The sequence below is a fragment of the Wocania ichthyoenteri Th78 genome, from assembly GCF_000789235.1.
GTDB lineage: Bacteria > Bacteroidota > Bacteroidia > Flavobacteriales > Flavobacteriaceae > Wocania_A > Wocania_A ichthyoenteri.
The window spans coordinates 1,480,120-1,496,143 of sequence record NZ_KN525716.1 but is presented as its reverse complement, the minus strand read 5'-3'; the positions used below and the strand labels follow the sequence as shown (position 1 = coordinate 1,496,143).

Here is a 16,024-nt window from a genome sequence, read left to right as displayed (position 1 = left end):
AATAAAGTGAAATTAAGCAAACAAGATATATTAAAAGCACTCGAATCTATTACTGTTCCTGGTGAAGGGATGAATATGGTTGAGAGTAAAGCCGTAAAAAATGTTATCACTTTTGGTGATGAAGTAATAGTGGATATTACTATTACAAATCCAAGTTTACAAGCAAAAAAACGTGTAGAGGTTGATATACTTAAAACCATCCACGAGCAAGTTTACGAAAAAGCTAAAATTACAATAAACGTAAAAGTTGATGCACCTGTAAAACCAAAAGCTAATGTTATAAAAGGCGCTGCGGTTCCTGGTTTAAGAAACATTATAGCTATTGCTTCAGGTAAAGGAGGCGTTGGTAAGTCTACGGTTACGGCAAATTTAGCGGTTACTTTAGCTAAAATGGGCTTTAAAGTGGGTGTTTTAGATGCCGATATTTATGGGCCATCAATTCCTATTATGTTTGATGTTGAAAATGAAAGACCTTTAGCAGTAAACATTGATGGAAAATCTAAAATGAAGCCTGTAGAGAATTATGGTGTTAAAGTATTATCTATTGGATTTTTTACTAAACCAGATCAAGCCGTAGTTTGGCGTGGTCCAATGGCAGCTAAAGCATTAAATCAAATGATTTTTGATGCCCATTGGGGAGAACTCGATTTTATGTTAATTGATTTGCCACCAGGAACTGGCGATATTCATCTGAGTATCATGCAATCGCTTCCTATTACTGGAGCGGTTATTGTTAGCACACCTCAGAATGTGGCTTTAGCTGATGCTAAAAAAGGAGTAGCTATGTTTCAACAAGACAGTATAAATGTACCTGTTTTAGGAATCATTGAAAATATGGCTTACTTTACACCTGCAGAATTGCCAGATAATAAGTATTTTATCTTTGGAAAAGAAGGGGCTAAAAATTTAGCAGAAGATTTAAAAGTTCCGTTTTTAGGTGAATTGCCTTTAGTACAAAGTATAAGGGAAGCAGGAGATGCTGGTCGTCCAGCAGCTTTACAAACAGCTACACCTTTAGAGCAAGCTTTTGAGAAATTAACTCAAAATGTAGTGCAAGAAGTAGTTAGAAGAAATGACGATTTACCACCAACCGAAGCTATAAAAATTACAACAATGGCTGGGTGTTCAGCAGTTAAAAAATAGTTTATGACATCAGAAGAACTTAAATTAAACGTAGAAAAAGCACTGGATGAAATCCGTCCGTTTTTACAAAGTGATGGTGGCGATATTTCATTGTTATCTATAGAAGAGGATGATACCTTGGTAAAAGTTCAATTACAAGGTGCTTGCGTAGGGTGTAGTGTTAATCAAATGACACTAAGATCTGGTGTAGAAATGACTATTAAAAAATATGCGCCTCAAATTGAGCAAGTTATTAATATTGAAGCGTAATCTTTCTTTTTTAATTCCTACCAAAATAATAATAAACTTATTTCTAAATAATTCAGAAAGCTTATTTTTGCTGCAAAATTATAGTATACCTTTTTTTAGCATAAGCACAAAATTGAATAATGGAAGATATTAACATAAAAATCACAGATAGAGAAGGTGTTACACATGAGGTTGTTGCACCGACGGATATGGCTATGAATCTAATGGAAGTAGTTAGATCTTATGAAATTGCACCAGAAGGCACCATTGGTGTTTGTGGCGGAATGGCTATGTGTGCTTCATGCCAATGTTATGTGTTAAGCGATACTGAATTGCCAGAGATGAGTGATGACGAAGAGGCGATGTTGTCTGAAGCTTTTGATGTTAAAGATAACAGCCGCTTAGGTTGTCAAATACAGATGACACCAGAAATGGAAGGGTTAGAAGTTGAATTAGCTCCAGAAAGCTAATTTTTACTTGCTTTATAGATGGCATTTAAGAGACTGTTTTTTTCTTTGACGTCTTGCCCAAGTTGCCAAAACATTATGCCTCCTAATTTATTTTTTAAAGCATATTCAGTTTTAAGTTTTACTGAAACGGTATCATCAAAAGTAACGAAAATACTATCACTTTCATTAAATAAATATGGCGCTTTAGCTATAGAATCCCAATGTCTCTTGTAATTTTTGTCGCTTTCGTATTTTTCTCTAATATCTCTGTAAGCACTGGTAGCAAACGCTCCTTTATTAGCTTGATACAGTCCATTATTAATTGAAGATACTCCTTTCCAGGCTTTGCCATAAAAAGCTGCACCAATTACAATTTGCTTAGGATTTACACCTTGAGAAATGCAATAATCAACAATCATTTCAGTTGAACCTGCTTCATATTCAACACCTTGATTATCACTCTTTATTTTCATTTCTTCGTAAAAATCAGAGACTAGTGAATCTTTTAAATGCTCAGTTTTAATCCAGCCTAATGGTGTATGATGACCTGTGAATGTTGCATTTCCACTTACCTGATCATAAGTCATAATATTCATGTAATCCACATGTTTCATGACTTCATCAAGTTCTATGTTGTTATAATAAGGTTTCCAACCAGCAGAGGCAAAGGTTAGTGTTTGGTTTCTTTCTAAAGTGTTTAAAGCTTCTCGAAGTTCTTTCATTAAAAAGGTGAAATTTTGTTTGTCTTCTGGTTGAGCTTTAGTATTAGCTGCTGGAATACAAGGGTATTCCCAATCTATATCCAACCCATCCAATTCATATTCTTTAATAAATTTAACTACACTTTCAATAAACCTCTTTCTGTTTTTAGGCGAATAAGACATGTCCGAAAATCCTTTAGAACCCCAGCCTCCACAAGCAATCATAAATTTAAGATTTGGATAGTTCTTTCTTTGTTCTACCAGTTGTTTTAGTTTATTACCATGTTCTACATTATTAAATTTCATTTCATTATCAATAACTTTAGTGAAAGAAAATATAATATGTGTGAGTTGGTTTAAAGGAAGTGCTTCTGGTTTATAATCTTTTTCGGGGACATAATAAGCCATAACTGCAATAGTGTTTTCTTTTTCATCAGTGGGTTGGCAGCTAAAACTATTTAAGGTAAATGCTAAAATTATAATCAGTAAAAAATTATTTTTTAAATAGTTCATTTTTTTAATTTTATTAGTTGGTTATGACGTTTTATAATCTATTAATTTTTTAGGGCCTTCAAGTACTACTCTTACTATTAGAAGTGTGCCGTCTTCTTTAGTGGCTATTTGCCATTTAATTAATGATATTTCACCATTTTCAATCTCAATACCGGTAATACTTCTTGGGTGTACGCAGCTACCATCGTTAAAAAAAGCAATGTCTCCAGGCTCAGGAAAACGTGGTCTGTGTGTATGTCCAACAATGGTGACTAAATTATTATTTTCGGTTATCCATTTTTTAGTACGGCGTTCTACTTTAATAAGTTCTTTATAGTTTTTTGCAGGACTTGTAGGATCTGCAATTCCCATAACATTTAAGGGTTTCCAAAGTACACGAACCATAAACCTGCTCCATTTCCAAAATAAATAATTCCACCAATCGGCTTGATGTCCATGGGTTAAAAATAGCTCTTGTTCTGTTAAACAGTGCTTTAAAATAATCCCTTCGTGGTATTCTATATCTTTAAAAAGTTCAACATCTTCCCCTGTTTTAGCATCAAAATAAGTAGATAAATGTTTTTTTACATACTCAGGGTTTCTGTAAACCATATCGTGGTTTCCCCAAATCATATGTAATCTATTGGCCTTATGAAATAATTTCATAAGCATATACACGTTTTTGTGAGCATTTAATATAGAGTCAAACGACAGGTTTTCCCAAAGTTCATCCCCATCACCAATTTCACAATACTGAAAACCTTCAGCATAATAATGTTTTAATGCATGAAAATAGATATTTCTGTTATTAGCAAAATCGTCTGCAAAACTATTGTCGCCACGGTGGCAATCGCTAAATAAGATAAACTTGCTATCATCATCAAAATCAACAATTTTAGCAGTTGCATAAGCGTTGTCTAATCTTTTTTTAGCTGAAAACATAGAAGTAAATGTAAGCAAAATTCAATAAAAAATGCTTCTTAATAAAAAGAAGCATTTGTAGTATTTAAATAAACAGATTCATCAGTAAGAGTGAGCTGCTAAATGTGGCTTAGCTACTATTTAAAGGCGTTAAGGCCTGTGATGTCTAAACCAGTTATTAATAAATGAATATCGTGAGTCCCTTCGTAAGTAATTACACTTTCTAAATTCATAGAATGGCGCATAATAGAATACTCGCCTGTAATGCCCATGCCACCAAGCATTTGTCTGGCTTCACGGGCAATATTTATTGCCATATCTACATTGTTACGTTTTGCCATCGATATTTGTGCCGATGTTGCTTTGCCATCGTTACGCAAAACTCCAAGTCTCCACGTTAAAAGTTGAGCTTTGGTGATTTCGGTAATCATTTCAGCTAGTTTTTTTTGTTGTAATTGAAACTGACCAATTGGTTTCCCAAATTGCATACGTTCTTTACTATATCTTAAAGCTGTGTCGTAGCAATCCATCGCTGCTCCAATAGCGCCCCAAGCAATACCGTAACGCGCAGAATCTAAGCAGCCTAGTGGTGCGCCTAAACCAGACTTGTTGGGTAATAAATTTTCTTTTGGTACTTTAACATTATCGAAAATTAACTCGCCAGTTGAACTAGCGCGAAGTGACCATTTATTATGGGTTTCTGGTGTAGAAAACCCTTCCATATCACGCTCAACAATAAGTCCGTGAATACGTCCTTCTTCATTTTTAGCCCAAACTACAGCAACCTGTGCAAAAGGCGCATTACTAATCCACATTTTGGCACCATTTAAAAGATAATGGTCGCCCATATCTTTAAAATTGGTAACCATGCCGCTAGGGTTGCTTCCATGGTCTGGTTCGGTTAATCCAAAACATCCAATCCATTCGCCACTTGCCAGTTTAGGTAAGTATTTTTGACGCTGTTCTTCGTTCCCATATTTCCAAATAGGGTACATTACTAGAGACGACTGTACCGAAGCCGTGCTTCTCACTCCAGAATCGCCACGTTCTATTTCTTGCATAATCAAACCATAAGAAATCTGATCTAAACCAGCACCACCATATTCTTCTGGAATATAAGGGCCGAAAGCACCAATTTCTGCTAATCCGTTTACTATTTGTGTGGGGAATTCTGCTTTTTGAGCATACTCTTCTATAATGGGTGATACTTCACGTTTTACCCATTCTCTAGCAGCATCGCGTACTAATTTGTGTTCGTCTGTAAGTAGCTCATCAAGGTTGTAATAATCTGGAGCTTCAAATAAATCTGGTTTCATTATTTTCTATAATTATATAAAATGTGTAATTCTTATATTCAATGCTTTTTTTTGTCTTATTTTCAATAATATTCAAATTTAATTAAAGCAAGTTGAAAAGCAGCAAAAAAAATACCATTATTAGATAATTTAGCATGTTTTTATAAGGAATGAGTTTAATATCTTGTAAAACCATTTTAGTGCAATCTATAAACCATTTTTTTTTGAAGACGTTCTCTTTTAAATCAATAGTCCTTTATTATTTAGTGTTTTTCATTTTTTTCCTTTCATGTAAGGATAATAAAATTGATTTCAATACTCAAGTAAGACCTATCCTTAATAAAAATTGTATTAGCTGCCATGGTGGTGTAAAGCAATCAGGCGGATTTGGTTTGGTATTTAGAGAAAATGCTATAGGCAAAACTGTAAATGGTAATATTGGTATTATTCCAGGTTATCCAGAAAAAAGTGAAATGATTTCTAGAATTACTCACAAAAATTCAGAAATGAGAATGCCACTTGAAAGGGAGCCTTTAAGTGAAGATGAAATAAATACACTAACAAAGTGGATTGAGCAAGGAGCTGAATGGGAAGAGCACTGGGCATATTTAGAGCCAAAAAAGGCTGAGATACCAGATGTAGAAATGGAATGGGGTTATAATGAGGTAGATGCTTTTGTGCTTAAAAGAATGAAAGAAAATGACCTTTCTCCAAACGAGGAAGCAGACTCTTATGATTTGGTTAGGCGGGTATATCTTGATTTAATCGGTTTGCCACCTACTACAAATCAGATTGAAGGTTTTATAAAAGATACATCTGAAAATCGATATGAAAAATTAGTTGATTCACTTTTAGAATCACCCAAATTTGGCGAACATTGGGCAAGCATGTGGCTAGATTTGGCTAGATATGCAGATTCTAAAGGGTATGAAGCTGATAGAGGCAGACAAATATGGAGATATAGAGATTGGGTGATAAAAGCTTTAAATGATGATATGCCATTTGATCAATTTACAATAGAGCAATTAGCAGGAGACTTACTTCCTAACCCTACGAAAGAACAGATAATAGCAACAGCGTTTCATAGAAATACATTGAATAATGATGAGGGAGGAACAGATAATGAAGAATATAGAATATCTGCAGTTATAGATCGTGTAAATACCACTTGGGAAATATGGCAGTCTACCACAATGAGTTGTGTGCAATGTCATAGTCACCCTTACGATCCAATTAAGCACGAAGAATATTATACCTCATTTGCTTTTTTTAATAACACTTCAGATTGGGATGTGCCGGAAGAGTACCCTATATATAGAGAGTTTGATAGTATAAATCAATCGGAATTAGCAGATGTAAAAAAATGGATATCTAATATTTCTTCTGAAACAAAAGCCAATACATGGGAAAAGTTTATTCATATACAAGAACCAAAAATAAGACCAGAAGATTTCAATCAAACAGTTAATACAACACATTATAATAGGGCTGGACAGGATTACATGATTGTTGGAGCAAATGCCTATATTAAACTTAAAGATGTTCCTTTAGATAATATTGATAGAATATATTTGAATTATAGCCAAGGCGGAAAATTTAAGAGTAACTTGTTTGTTAAAACTGATAGTATTAACGGTGCTGTAATTGGAGAGTTAAAGTTAAATAAAACTAAAGGCTTTGAGAACGTACCTATTGAAATTAAGGCAATATCTAAACGCGCCGATTTATATTTTCAATTTAAAAGTAACGATAAAGATTATGAATGTTCGGTTGATGGATTCTTAGTTGGTGAAAAATTACCATCAAATAAGAATAAAGAATATTTAGAGGTTTATGCCAAAATAGACGAATTATTAAACACTCGACCTAAATACACAACTCCAATAATGGTAGAGAAATCTAAAGATTTTAGTCGTGTAACTAGAGTTTTTGATAGAGGAAATTGGTTAGTGCAAACAGATACGGTATCTACATCAATTCCAAAATTGTTCAACCCAAATAACAAGCTGTTTGAAAGTAGGTTAGATTTTGCAGAGTGGTTGGTTAATGAAGATAATTATTTAACAGGAAGAGTTATTGCAAATAGGTTTTGGGCAAAAATATTTGGAAAAGGATTAGTTGTTACTTCTGAAGATTTTGGGACGTTAGGAGATAAACCAACACATCCAGAATTATTAGATTGGTTAGCTATTAATTTTTCGAAAGAATGGGATTGGAGTGTTAAAAAGTTGTTGGAAATGATCGTGTTATCAGATACTTATAAGCAAAGTTCGGTAATTTCAGAAGAAGTCAAAAGTAAAGATGCATATAATCAATGGCTTGCAAGAAGCCCTAGAGTTCGTTTATCTGCAGAACAAATAAGAGACCAAGCTTTGGTGGTATCTGGTTTGCTGAGTGATAAAATGTATGGGCCTAGCGTAATGCCGCATCAACCAGATGGTGTTTGGACAGTTATATACAATAATGACCAATGGAAAACTAGCAGTGGAGAAGATGCTTATCGTAGGGGACTTTACACTTATTTAAGACGGTCTAGCCCATATCCTTCATTTATAAGTTTCGATGCTTCTGAAAGAGAAACGTGTTTATCGCGAAGAATTAATACCAATACACCGCTTCAAGCATTAGTAACTTTAAATGATCCTGTTTATTTTGAAGCGGCTATAAGTTTAGCACAGCAGGTAGAAAATATTGAAGGAGGAAAAACAGAAAAAATAAATGAGGCTTATGAAAAAGTAATGGGTAAAAAAATCAGTAAAGAAAAGTCTGAAATATTATCTAATTTACTTGACGAAACCGAAGCTTATTATTTAGAGCATAAGGATGAAGCATTTGAGCTTATAAAATCTGAAAATTTAGAATTGGCATCACTTACCGTTATGGTAAATACGTTAATGAATATGGATGAATTTCTAGTAAAAAATTAAACGATTCAAATGGATTTGTACAACGACGCACAGAAACGAAAATTAGAATTTACAACGAGAAGACATTTTCTAAAACAATGTACTACAGGTTTGGGAGGTATTGCTTTATCATCGTTAATAAGCCCACAGCAGCTATTTGCTAGTAATACAAATACTGGTTTTGATCCTAAGAATTTGCCTCACTTTCTGCCAAAGGCAAAGCGTGTTATTTATTTGCACATGGCAGGAGCACCTTCGCAATTAGAGCTATTCGATTATAAACCAGAATTAAAGAAATTACACGACTTAGATTGTCCGCAATCCTTATTAGAAGGAAAACGATTTGCATTTATACAAGGTACACCAAAAATGTTAGGCCCTCAATTTGATTTTAATCAATATGGACAATCGGGAACCTATATTTCTGATGCATTACCCCATTTTAGTAGCATTGTTGATGATGTTGCTATTGTAAAGGCGATGCATACCGATGAGTTTAATCATGCACCAGCGCAATTATTATTGCAAACGGGAAGTGCACGATCTGGCAGACCGAGTATGGGTGCTTGGGTAACTTATGGTTTAGGATCTGAAAATGATAATTTACCTGGTTATATGGTTTTGGTTTCAGGTGGAAAAAATCCTAGCGCGGGTAAAAATGCTTGGGGAAGCGGTTTTCTTCCTTCAGAATATCAAGGTGTGCAATGTCGTAATTCTGGCGATCCTATTTTATATGTCTCTAATCCAAACGGAATGAGTAGAGATATTCGTAAAAAATCATTAAAAGCTATAAATGATATTAACGAAAGTCAGTATAAAGAGTTTAATGATGATGAAACCCTGTCGCGTATTTCACAATACGAAATGGCTTTTAAAATGCAAATTTCTGTACCCGATGTTATGGATGTTTCTAAAGAACCAGATTACATTAGAGAGATGTATGGCGCAAAAAAGGGAGAAACATCTTTTGCAAATAACTGTTTATTAGCAAGAAGGTTGGTAGAACAAGGTGTACGGTTTGTACAATTATATGATTGGGGTTGGGATATGCATGGCGATAGTAAAGCAGGTTCTTTAAATGAAGGGTTGAGTGCCAAAAGCAAAGCAATAGATAAACCCATGACGGCTTTAGTAAAAGATTTAAAACAACGTGGACTTTTAGATGACACCTTAATAGTTTGGGGCGGTGAATTTGGTCGAACGCCAATGCGCGAAAATAGAGGCGGACGTATTATGCCATACTATGGAAGAGACCATCATACCGAAGCTTACTCAATATGGATGGCTGGTGGAGGTATTAAAGGCGGTTTGTCTTATGGCGAGACAGATGAAATAGGTTATTATGGCATTAAAGATAGAGTGCATATTCATGATTTACAAGCAACGATATTAAATCAGTTGGGAATTAATCATGAAAAATTCACCTATAATTTTCAAGGAAGAGATTTTAGACTCACCGATGTGCACGGTCGTGTAATAAAGGATTTACTAGTGTAATTTTAAGACTAAGAACTAGAAGATGAAACAAACGAGACGACAATTTATTAGTGCAGCAACGGCAGGAACTGCGGGATTATTTTTAACAAGTATGGATTCGCCAAGGTACGTTGTTCCCAAAGCGGGTTTTGATCTTAAAATATATGCTACAAAATGGGGATTTAATGGGACAATGGATGAATTCTGTAAACAAGCAAAAAAAGAAGGCTATGACGGAATAGAAGATTGGTTTCCAAATAATACAGCCGATGAAGAAGCATTATACGAAGCTCTCGATAAATATAATTTAAGATTCGGAGCTCTAACTGGAAGTGGTGGAAATACTTTTAAAGCGCATCAAGAAAGTTACACTAAAAACTTACTTAAAGTGATTGCTAAAAAGCCGGATTTTATAAATTGTCATACTGGAAAAGATTTTTTTTCATTCAAAGAAAGTAAGCAGTTAATAGAATTTGCTATTCAGGAATCTAAGGTCTCGGGTGTTCCAGTATATCAAGAAACACATCGAGGTCGTATGTTGTTTGCACCACATATTTGTGAGCACTTTATAGATGAACTTTCAGAGTTGAAATTAACCTTAGATATTTCACATTGGTGTGTGGTGGCTGAAAGTTTGTTAGATAATCAAAAGGAAGCTGTAGCTAAAGCGTTAAAGCGTACCTCTCATATACATTCTAGAATAGGTCATGAAGAAGGGCCGCAAGTTCCAGAACCAAGAGCTCCAGAGTGGCAACGAGCTGTTAATGCCCATTTTGCTTGGTGGGATAAAATTGTGAATTTAAAAAAGGAAGCAGGCAAACCATTAACAATGACTACAGAATTTGGGCCAGCAAATTATATGTGGACCATGCCATACACCAAACAACCATTAGTAGATCAATGGGCTATTAATGTGTATATGATGCAAGAATGGAGGAAAAGATATTTATAATAAATAGTTTGTGATAGTAGAGAGTTTATGATATTTTTTTTAGAAGCAGATATATTTCAATTTTTTGGTCGATTTCATTCAATGCTTGTGCATTTGCCAATTGGCTTTATCATATTAGCGGTGTTTTTCGAGCTTATTTCACTAAAGAAAAAGGTCGATTTAAATCTTGCAATTAGTTATGCTTTTTTATTAGGTGCATGCTTTGGTGTTCTTTCAATTATTTTAGGTTTAATGTTAGCGTCCGACGGTGGTTATAATGAAGACACTATAACTCTTCATAAATGGACAGGAATTATAATGACCTTACTTACGTTTCTTCTCTTTTTTATAAAAAGAAAACAGAGTGAAGCAATTTGGAAAAAAAAAGGCTATCCCATTATAGTAACTTTGGTTATGATTTTGCTATTTATTGCAGGACATAATGGTGGAAATTTAACACATGGTTCTAACTATTTATTTGAACATGCACCGAGTTCTATTAGAAGTATGGCAGGTTTAAAACCAGTAAGAGAGCGCGTAACTATTTTAGATTCTGCTTTAGTTTATGAGGATGTTATTCATCCCATTTTCGAATCGAAATGTAATGTTTGTCATAATAACGATAAAGCCAAAGGAGAATTGTTATTAATAGATCCTAAAAGTATTTTAAAAGGAGGCAAAAATGGTGAAGTTATAGTTTCTGGAAATGCCTTAAAAAGTGAGCTTTATAGACGCATAACTTTAGATATAAACCATAAAGAATTTATGCCAACTGAAGGACGAACACCTTTAACAAACGAAGAAACCGTATTAATAGAATGGTGGATTAATGAAGGTGTTTCTTTTGATAAAAAAATTATAGAATTAAGTCTTACCGATAGAATTAAAAGCTATTTACAAGACGTAGGAATTGGGTTAAAGAAAACATTTCTAGAAAGTTTAAATGTTGCCGAAGTTAGTCCACAAACTATAGATTCAATAAAATTAAAAGGGTTTAAAATTAAGCCAATTATTAGTAAGAGTACATTATTAGAAGCTAGTTATTCTTCATATAATAAACAAGAATTAAGTCAAGATAAATTTAATATTTTATTGCATGCTAAAGATAATATTACTTGGTTAAATATTGCAAATGCTAATGTTGAGGAAGAATTAATATCAAATATTGGGCAATTAAAAAACCTCACCGAATTAAGAATAAACAACACAAATTTATCTGATGATGGCTTAAAACAATTGGAAGGGTTAAAGCATTTGGAGTATCTAAACATTTACGGAAACCCTATCACAGATTCAAGTGTTGAAAGCTTGCAAAAATTATCAGGTTTAAAGAAGCTCTATCTTTGGAAAACAAATATAACCGAAGAGGGTAAATTAAAAATTAAAGATTCTTTGCCAGATTTAACTATATTTTTGGGTGAATAATTTTAGAGAATATCACATAAATTCTTTAGAATTCTACATTTTTAAATAAAAATCTTTGGTTAGATTAATATAGTCTTGTGTGTATTGATGGCGCCTAGTTTCAATAATTAGTTCCGACTTTTTAATATCGCTTTCGCGGAAAGAAAATTCAATTAAACTACGTTTTATTTCAGAAGTTAGATTTCCTTTTACATGTAAGATGTTATTTGGAAAGAGATTTACTTTTGAAGCTAAATTAATAAAGCTAACTTCTTCTTTAAAAGGAATAATTACTGAGAAAGTACCATTATCTGAGAGTAACTTTGAAGCACTATCAATAAGATGCTCAAAAGGCATAACATCGGTAAATCGAGCTAAATCACGTTGCTTGTTTTCTGTTTTGTAATCTTCAGAATAGAATGGTGGATTTGATACAATCAAGTCGTATTTGTCTTCAATTTCTTCTGTAAACTCTTCAAGAGAAGTATGGTAACAAAATAAACGGTCTCCCCAATGTGATTGTTCAAAATTATCAACACATTGCTCATAAGAATTATCATCAATTTCAATAGCATCAATAAGTTCAGCATGTGTTCTTTGTGCCAACATTAAAGATAAAACTCCAGTGCCCGCGCCAATATCTAAAATTGAAAATGGATTTTTGACAATAGAAATCCATGCGCCCAATAACACACTGTCGGTGCCAATCTTCATAGCGCATTGGTCTTGGTTAATTACGAATTGTTTGAATTTAAAAGGTTTGCCCATGTCTGTCATCCTGAACTTGTTTCAGGATCTCATAATTATAAGATGTGATGCTGAAATAAATTCAGCATGACGTTACGTTTATTATAAATATAAATCAATCAAACCTTCAGGTGTTTCAACCAAAATAGTTTTATTCTCTCGGTCTACTTTTAAAATAAACTCATCATTCATTGGTATTAAAATTTCAATACCATCTCTATCAATTTCAAAAAGAGATTGCGCCGTTGAATCATTTATAGATTTAAGGATACCTACTTTCCCGAAGTTTAAATCTTCAATAATAAATCCAATAACTTCATGAAAATAAAACTTATCACCTTCAAGTTTTGGAAGTAAGTCAAGCGGTAAATACAAATGACTTTTCATAATCGCATCCGCATCAGCTTCAGTATCTACATCTTCAAATTTAATACGTAATAATTCAGATTTATGAAGTTGAGAACTTTCAACAAAAAAAGGCACCATGTTGTTCTTAAGTTCCAAAAATATAGCGTCTAAATGTTCGTAAATTTCAGGTTGATCGGTGTCTAATTTTGCTAAAACCTCACCTTTAAAACTATATTTTTTTACAATTTTTCCTAAATAAAAACAATCTTTTTTTTGCATTGCAAAGTTATTTTGTCATTCCCGCGAAGGCGGTAATCTATTTCAAGTTTATCCAAAGTTAATGAGATTCCCATCTTCATGGGAATTATTTAACCAAACTTTTAAAAATTTGTTTAAATAAAAAACTCCGATAGAGTCTATCGGAGTTTAAAAGTATAAAAATAAATGTTTTTATTCTTCTTCGTTTGAAGCTTCCTCCTCAACAACAGGAGCAGCCGCAGCTATTCTTGCTTCGTTAACAGCTTTTTCAGCAGCTAGGGCATCCGCTTTAGCTTTAGCTTCTGCTTCAGATAAACCATCCGCTTTAGCTTGTACTTTGTTTGTTTTTTCTTCTAACCAAGCTGTGAATTTTGCTTCTGCTTGCTCTTCAGTTAAAGCCCCTTTTCTAACACCACCTACAAGATGATTTTTTAGTAAAGCGCCTTTGTAAGATAATAAGTTTTTAGCTGTATCAGTTGGTTGTGCACCATTCTGTAGCCATTTTACAGCACCATCAACGTCTAATTCAACTGTTGCTGGGTTTGTGTTTGGATTGTAAGCCCCTAATTTTTCTAGGTATTTACCATCTCTTTTTGAACGTGCATCTGCTGCTACGATCCAGTAGTAAGGTTTTCCTTTTTTACCGTGTCTTTGTAATCTAATTTTTACTGGCATAATAATTAATTATTTGAGGTTCTCGACCTCGGTTATTAATGAGGGCGCAAAGATACTATATTTTTTTAATTATCAGTATTTTATTTAGAATAATAAGCATACAGGAGAAGGGAATTCTACGGCGTTTAAAAAGCTGAGTTTTCCGCTAGTTTCATCAATCGTAAAAACAGAAATGTTGTTACTTTTTTGATTGGCTACTAACAAGAATTTACCAGTTGGGTCTATAGTAAAGTTTCGAGGCCAATCTCCATGAACACTTATGTTTTGAATTTTATTAAGCTTGCCAGAAGTTACATCTCTCTTAAAAACAACAATAGAGTTTTCGCCACGATTTGAACCGTACAAAAATTGTTCGTCTTTAGATAAATGAATGTCGGCACAATAACTTGCGTCATTAAAATCATCATCTAAAGTTGAAATTGTTTCAATAAATTCAAATCCGTTTTCTGTTTTTTTAGCTGAAGTAATTGTGCTAGAAAGCTCATTTATAATGTAAATATATTTACCATCGTTTGTTAACGAAAAATGCCTTGGACCAGATTCGTTTTCTAAATCAACAATTGAAGGAGAAATCAATTTATATGTTTGGTTTGATAATCGATAATTAAAAACGGCATTCAAGCCTAAATCTGTGGCATATAAATCAGTTTTAAAAAACTGAGCAGAATGTGCATGCGAAACAATGCTATCGGTTTTATGCTCTAAAACTTGAAAAGCTTCATTTAATGCGCCATCATCCTTAATAGTGTGCAAAGAGAAATTTCCTCCTGTATAATTTGAAACAACAGCTTTGTTTCCTTGTTCGTTAATCGCAATATGACAAGGATGCTCGCCATGGGTGCTAGCTTTATTTATAAATGTTAGGGTTTTGTCTGTTTCAACTTTAAAAGCAGAAACAGTGCCGTTTTCAGTTTCATTAACAGCATACATGTAGTTTTTATCTGCCGAATAGGTTATAAATGACGGGTTTACAGAAGTCGTCGCCAATTGCTTTTCGGTTAATGCGCCAGTTTCAGAATTAAATTGAAATTGATAAATGCCTTTGCTATCGCCATCAGTATAAGTGCCAATATAAAGTGTGCTTAACAGATTGCTTTCCGATTTACAATTAAACAGTGTTAATGCAATTAAAAAAATGCTAAAATAAAGTCTCATAGATTTTATATAAAAATAAGCCTCTAAATTATAATAAATAGATTGAATTTGTTAACGTTTCTTAAATTTTTCACAAACCCTGTTAAATCGCTTGACAAAAGAGGTCTTCTGTTGTATATTAAGGGAAATGATGTGAAACAATACACATCTTTAAAGAAATTATTGAAACCGACACGATTATAATAATTATTTGAATGTGTTTAATAATTAGTATAATCATCAAAGGTCGCATGTGACCTTTGAGAAGCAGTTAAAACAAACACATGAAATTTAAAAATGAAAATGATAATATGAAGTATACAGAAGAAATTTCAAACAAATTAAACGAATTATTAATTAAGAATTATGTTGCCGAAAAAGGGTATTTGAATGCTGCTGAAAATGTAGATAGCCCAACGTTAAAAATTTTCTTTAAACGAAGAGCTTCAGAACGAAGCGAATTTGCTAAAGGCTTAAGAACAGAAATTTTACGTTATGGTGAAATCCCAGAAGACTCTGGGAGTTTTAAAGGTGCAGTACACAGAAATTGGATGAGCTTAAAATCGCTATTCATATCAAACAATGAAGAGGCCATTTTAGATGAAGCTATTAGAGGGGAAGAAGCAAGTCTTGAAGAATACAATGAGGTTTTAAAAGATAGAGCTTTGCCGCCAAGTATTGATACAATGTTATTTAAGCAAAGAAATGCTATTCGAGCGGCAATTAATACTGAAAAAGTGCATGAAGAGTTAGTTTCATAAAAGTTAGTTAGTTTTGGTTAAGAGGAGTGCAGCCCATCGGGCTGCACTTTTTGTTTACAATTGTTTATAACTTCACTTTAGAAAAGTATAAATTCTATGTATTTTTATAGGCTAAGTTCTCGTTTTGTAAACGATTTAATAATAAACATCTAAAC

General features: G+C 33.4%; 15 protein-coding genes. 8 read left to right on the top strand and 7 right to left on the bottom strand.

The features are described from left to right. Nucleotides 1-6 precede the first annotated feature (6 nt). The 3 genes from RG22_RS06450 to RG22_RS06440 all read left to right on the top strand — a co-directional run bounded on the left by RG22_RS06450 (nt 7) and on the right by RG22_RS06440 (nt 1,841). Nucleotides 7-1,143: an Mrp/NBP35 family ATP-binding protein gene (locus tag RG22_RS06450; protein WP_034041856.1), complete on the top strand. Its 1,137-nt coding sequence runs from the start codon at nt 7-9 to the stop codon at nt 1,141-1,143. Nucleotides 1,144-1,146: 3 nt separating this feature from the next. Continuing rightward, nucleotides 1,147-1,392, top strand: a complete 246-nt coding sequence (locus RG22_RS06445) for a NifU family protein (RefSeq protein WP_034041855.1) — start codon at nt 1,147-1,149, stop codon at nt 1,390-1,392. Nucleotides 1,393-1,511: 119 nt separating this feature from the next. Next, nucleotides 1,512-1,841: a 2Fe-2S iron-sulfur cluster-binding family protein gene (locus RG22_RS06440; RefSeq protein ID WP_034041854.1), complete on the top strand. Its 330-nt coding sequence runs from the start codon at nt 1,512-1,514 to the stop codon at nt 1,839-1,841. On the opposite strand, the gene RG22_RS06435 is transcribed toward RG22_RS06440, so the two are convergent. The 3 genes from RG22_RS06435 to RG22_RS06425 form a co-directional block, all read right to left on the bottom strand. After that, on the bottom strand, nt 1,838-3,034 hold the full coding sequence (locus tag RG22_RS06435; RefSeq protein WP_034041853.1) for a glycoside hydrolase family 18 protein: 1,197 nt from the start codon (nt 3,032-3,034) through the stop codon (nt 1,838-1,840). The two genes, RG22_RS06440 and RG22_RS06435, sit on opposite strands and share 4 nt — an antisense overlap. A 21-nt stretch (nt 3,035-3,055) precedes the next feature. Continuing rightward, nucleotides 3,056-3,955: a metallophosphoesterase family protein gene (locus RG22_RS06430; protein ID WP_034041852.1), complete on the bottom strand. Its 900-nt coding sequence runs from the start codon at nt 3,953-3,955 to the stop codon at nt 3,056-3,058. Between the two features lie 116 nt (nt 3,956-4,071). Continuing rightward, nucleotides 4,072-5,250: an acyl-CoA dehydrogenase family protein gene (locus tag RG22_RS06425; RefSeq protein WP_034041851.1), complete on the bottom strand. Its 1,179-nt coding sequence runs from the start codon at nt 5,248-5,250 to the stop codon at nt 4,072-4,074. A gap of 203 nt (nt 5,251-5,453) precedes the next feature. Here RG22_RS06425 and RG22_RS06420 point away from each other — a divergent pair, with 203 nt between their 5' ends. Genes RG22_RS06420 through RG22_RS06405 form a run of 4 tightly spaced genes read left to right on the top strand, consistent with a single transcriptional unit; the run spans nt 5,454 to nt 11,967 of the window. Then, nucleotides 5,454-8,156 (top strand): DUF1553 domain-containing protein, encoded by a 2,703-nt coding sequence (locus RG22_RS06420; RefSeq protein WP_052143830.1) that lies wholly within the window; start codon nt 5,454-5,456, stop codon nt 8,154-8,156. A 9-nt stretch (nt 8,157-8,165) separates the two neighbouring features. After that, nucleotides 8,166-9,632: a DUF1501 domain-containing protein gene (locus RG22_RS06415; RefSeq protein WP_034041850.1), complete on the top strand. Its 1,467-nt coding sequence runs from the start codon at nt 8,166-8,168 to the stop codon at nt 9,630-9,632. A 22-nt stretch (nt 9,633-9,654) separates the two neighbouring features. Continuing rightward, nucleotides 9,655-10,563: a sugar phosphate isomerase/epimerase family protein gene (locus RG22_RS06410; protein WP_052143664.1), complete on the top strand. Its 909-nt coding sequence runs from the start codon at nt 9,655-9,657 to the stop codon at nt 10,561-10,563. Nucleotides 10,564-10,590: 27 nt separating this feature from the next. Further along, entirely contained in the window at nt 10,591-11,967 is a 1,377-nt protein-coding gene (locus RG22_RS06405; protein ID WP_034041849.1) for a DUF2231 domain-containing protein, read from the top strand. Nucleotides 11,968-12,000: 33 nt separating this feature from the next. Here the strand turns inward: RG22_RS06405 and RG22_RS06400 are convergent, their stop codons facing one another. The 4 genes from RG22_RS06400 to RG22_RS06385 all read right to left on the bottom strand — a co-directional run bounded on the left by RG22_RS06400 (nt 12,001) and on the right by RG22_RS06385 (nt 15,129). After that, nucleotides 12,001-12,714, bottom strand: a complete 714-nt coding sequence (locus tag RG22_RS06400) for a tRNA1(Val) (adenine(37)-N6)-methyltransferase (protein ID WP_034045816.1) — start codon at nt 12,712-12,714, stop codon at nt 12,001-12,003. 81 nt (nt 12,715-12,795) lie between these two features. Further along, entirely contained in the window at nt 12,796-13,320 is a 525-nt protein-coding gene (gene rimM, locus RG22_RS06395) for a ribosome maturation factor RimM (RefSeq protein WP_034041847.1), read from the bottom strand. A 171-nt stretch (nt 13,321-13,491) separates the two neighbouring features. Continuing rightward, the gene (locus RG22_RS06390) at nt 13,492-13,974 is read right to left on the bottom strand and encodes a 30S ribosomal protein S16 (protein WP_034041845.1); all 483 of its coding nucleotides are present in this window, start codon (nt 13,972-13,974) and stop codon (nt 13,492-13,494) included. 84 nt (nt 13,975-14,058) lie between these two features. Beyond that, nucleotides 14,059-15,129 carry a lactonase family protein gene (locus RG22_RS06385; RefSeq protein WP_034041843.1) on the bottom strand — a complete coding sequence of 357 codons (1,071 nt, stop codon included), beginning with the start codon at nt 15,127-15,129 and terminating at the stop codon, nt 14,059-14,061. Between the two features lie 290 nt (nt 15,130-15,419). On the opposite strand from RG22_RS06385, the gene RG22_RS06380 reads away from it, so the two are divergent. Beyond that, complete coding sequence (locus tag RG22_RS06380) at nt 15,420-15,869, top strand: ferritin-like domain-containing protein (RefSeq protein WP_034045813.1); 450 nt, start codon at nt 15,420-15,422, stop codon at nt 15,867-15,869. Nucleotides 15,870-16,024: the final 155 nt, after the last annotated feature.

What these genes read in the sequence shown, in the direction of transcription:
- RG22_RS06445 (WP_034041855.1), top strand. Translation starts at nt 1,147, where the DNA reads ATGACATCAGAAGAACTTAAATTAAACGTAGAAAAAGCACTGGATGAA.
- RG22_RS06440 (WP_034041854.1), top strand. Translation starts at nt 1,512, where the DNA reads ATGGAAGATATTAACATAAAAATCACAGATAGAGAAGGTGTTACACAT.
- RG22_RS06435 (WP_034041853.1), bottom strand. Translation starts at nt 3,034, where the DNA reads ATGAACTATTTAAAAAATAATTTTTTACTGATTATAATTTTAGCATTT.
- RG22_RS06430 (WP_034041852.1), bottom strand. Translation starts at nt 3,955, where the DNA reads ATGTTTTCAGCTAAAAAAAGATTAGACAACGCTTATGCAACTGCTAAA.
- RG22_RS06425 (WP_034041851.1), bottom strand. Translation starts at nt 5,250, where the DNA reads ATGAAACCAGATTTATTTGAAGCTCCAGATTATTACAACCTTGATGAG.
- RG22_RS06415 (WP_034041850.1), top strand. Translation starts at nt 8,166, where the DNA reads ATGGATTTGTACAACGACGCACAGAAACGAAAATTAGAATTTACAACG.
- RG22_RS06410 (WP_052143664.1), top strand. Translation starts at nt 9,655, where the DNA reads ATGAAACAAACGAGACGACAATTTATTAGTGCAGCAACGGCAGGAACT.
- RG22_RS06405 (WP_034041849.1), top strand. Translation starts at nt 10,591, where the DNA reads ATGATATTTTTTTTAGAAGCAGATATATTTCAATTTTTTGGTCGATTT.
- RG22_RS06400 (WP_034045816.1), bottom strand. Translation starts at nt 12,714, where the DNA reads ATGGGCAAACCTTTTAAATTCAAACAATTCGTAATTAACCAAGACCAA.
- rimM (WP_034041847.1), bottom strand. Translation starts at nt 13,320, where the DNA reads ATGCAAAAAAAAGATTGTTTTTATTTAGGAAAAATTGTAAAAAAATAT.
- RG22_RS06390 (WP_034041845.1), bottom strand. Translation starts at nt 13,974, where the DNA reads ATGCCAGTAAAAATTAGATTACAAAGACACGGTAAAAAAGGAAAACCT.
- RG22_RS06385 (WP_034041843.1), bottom strand. Translation starts at nt 15,129, where the DNA reads ATGAGACTTTATTTTAGCATTTTTTTAATTGCATTAACACTGTTTAAT.
- RG22_RS06380 (WP_034045813.1), top strand. Translation starts at nt 15,420, where the DNA reads ATGAAGTATACAGAAGAAATTTCAAACAAATTAAACGAATTATTAATT.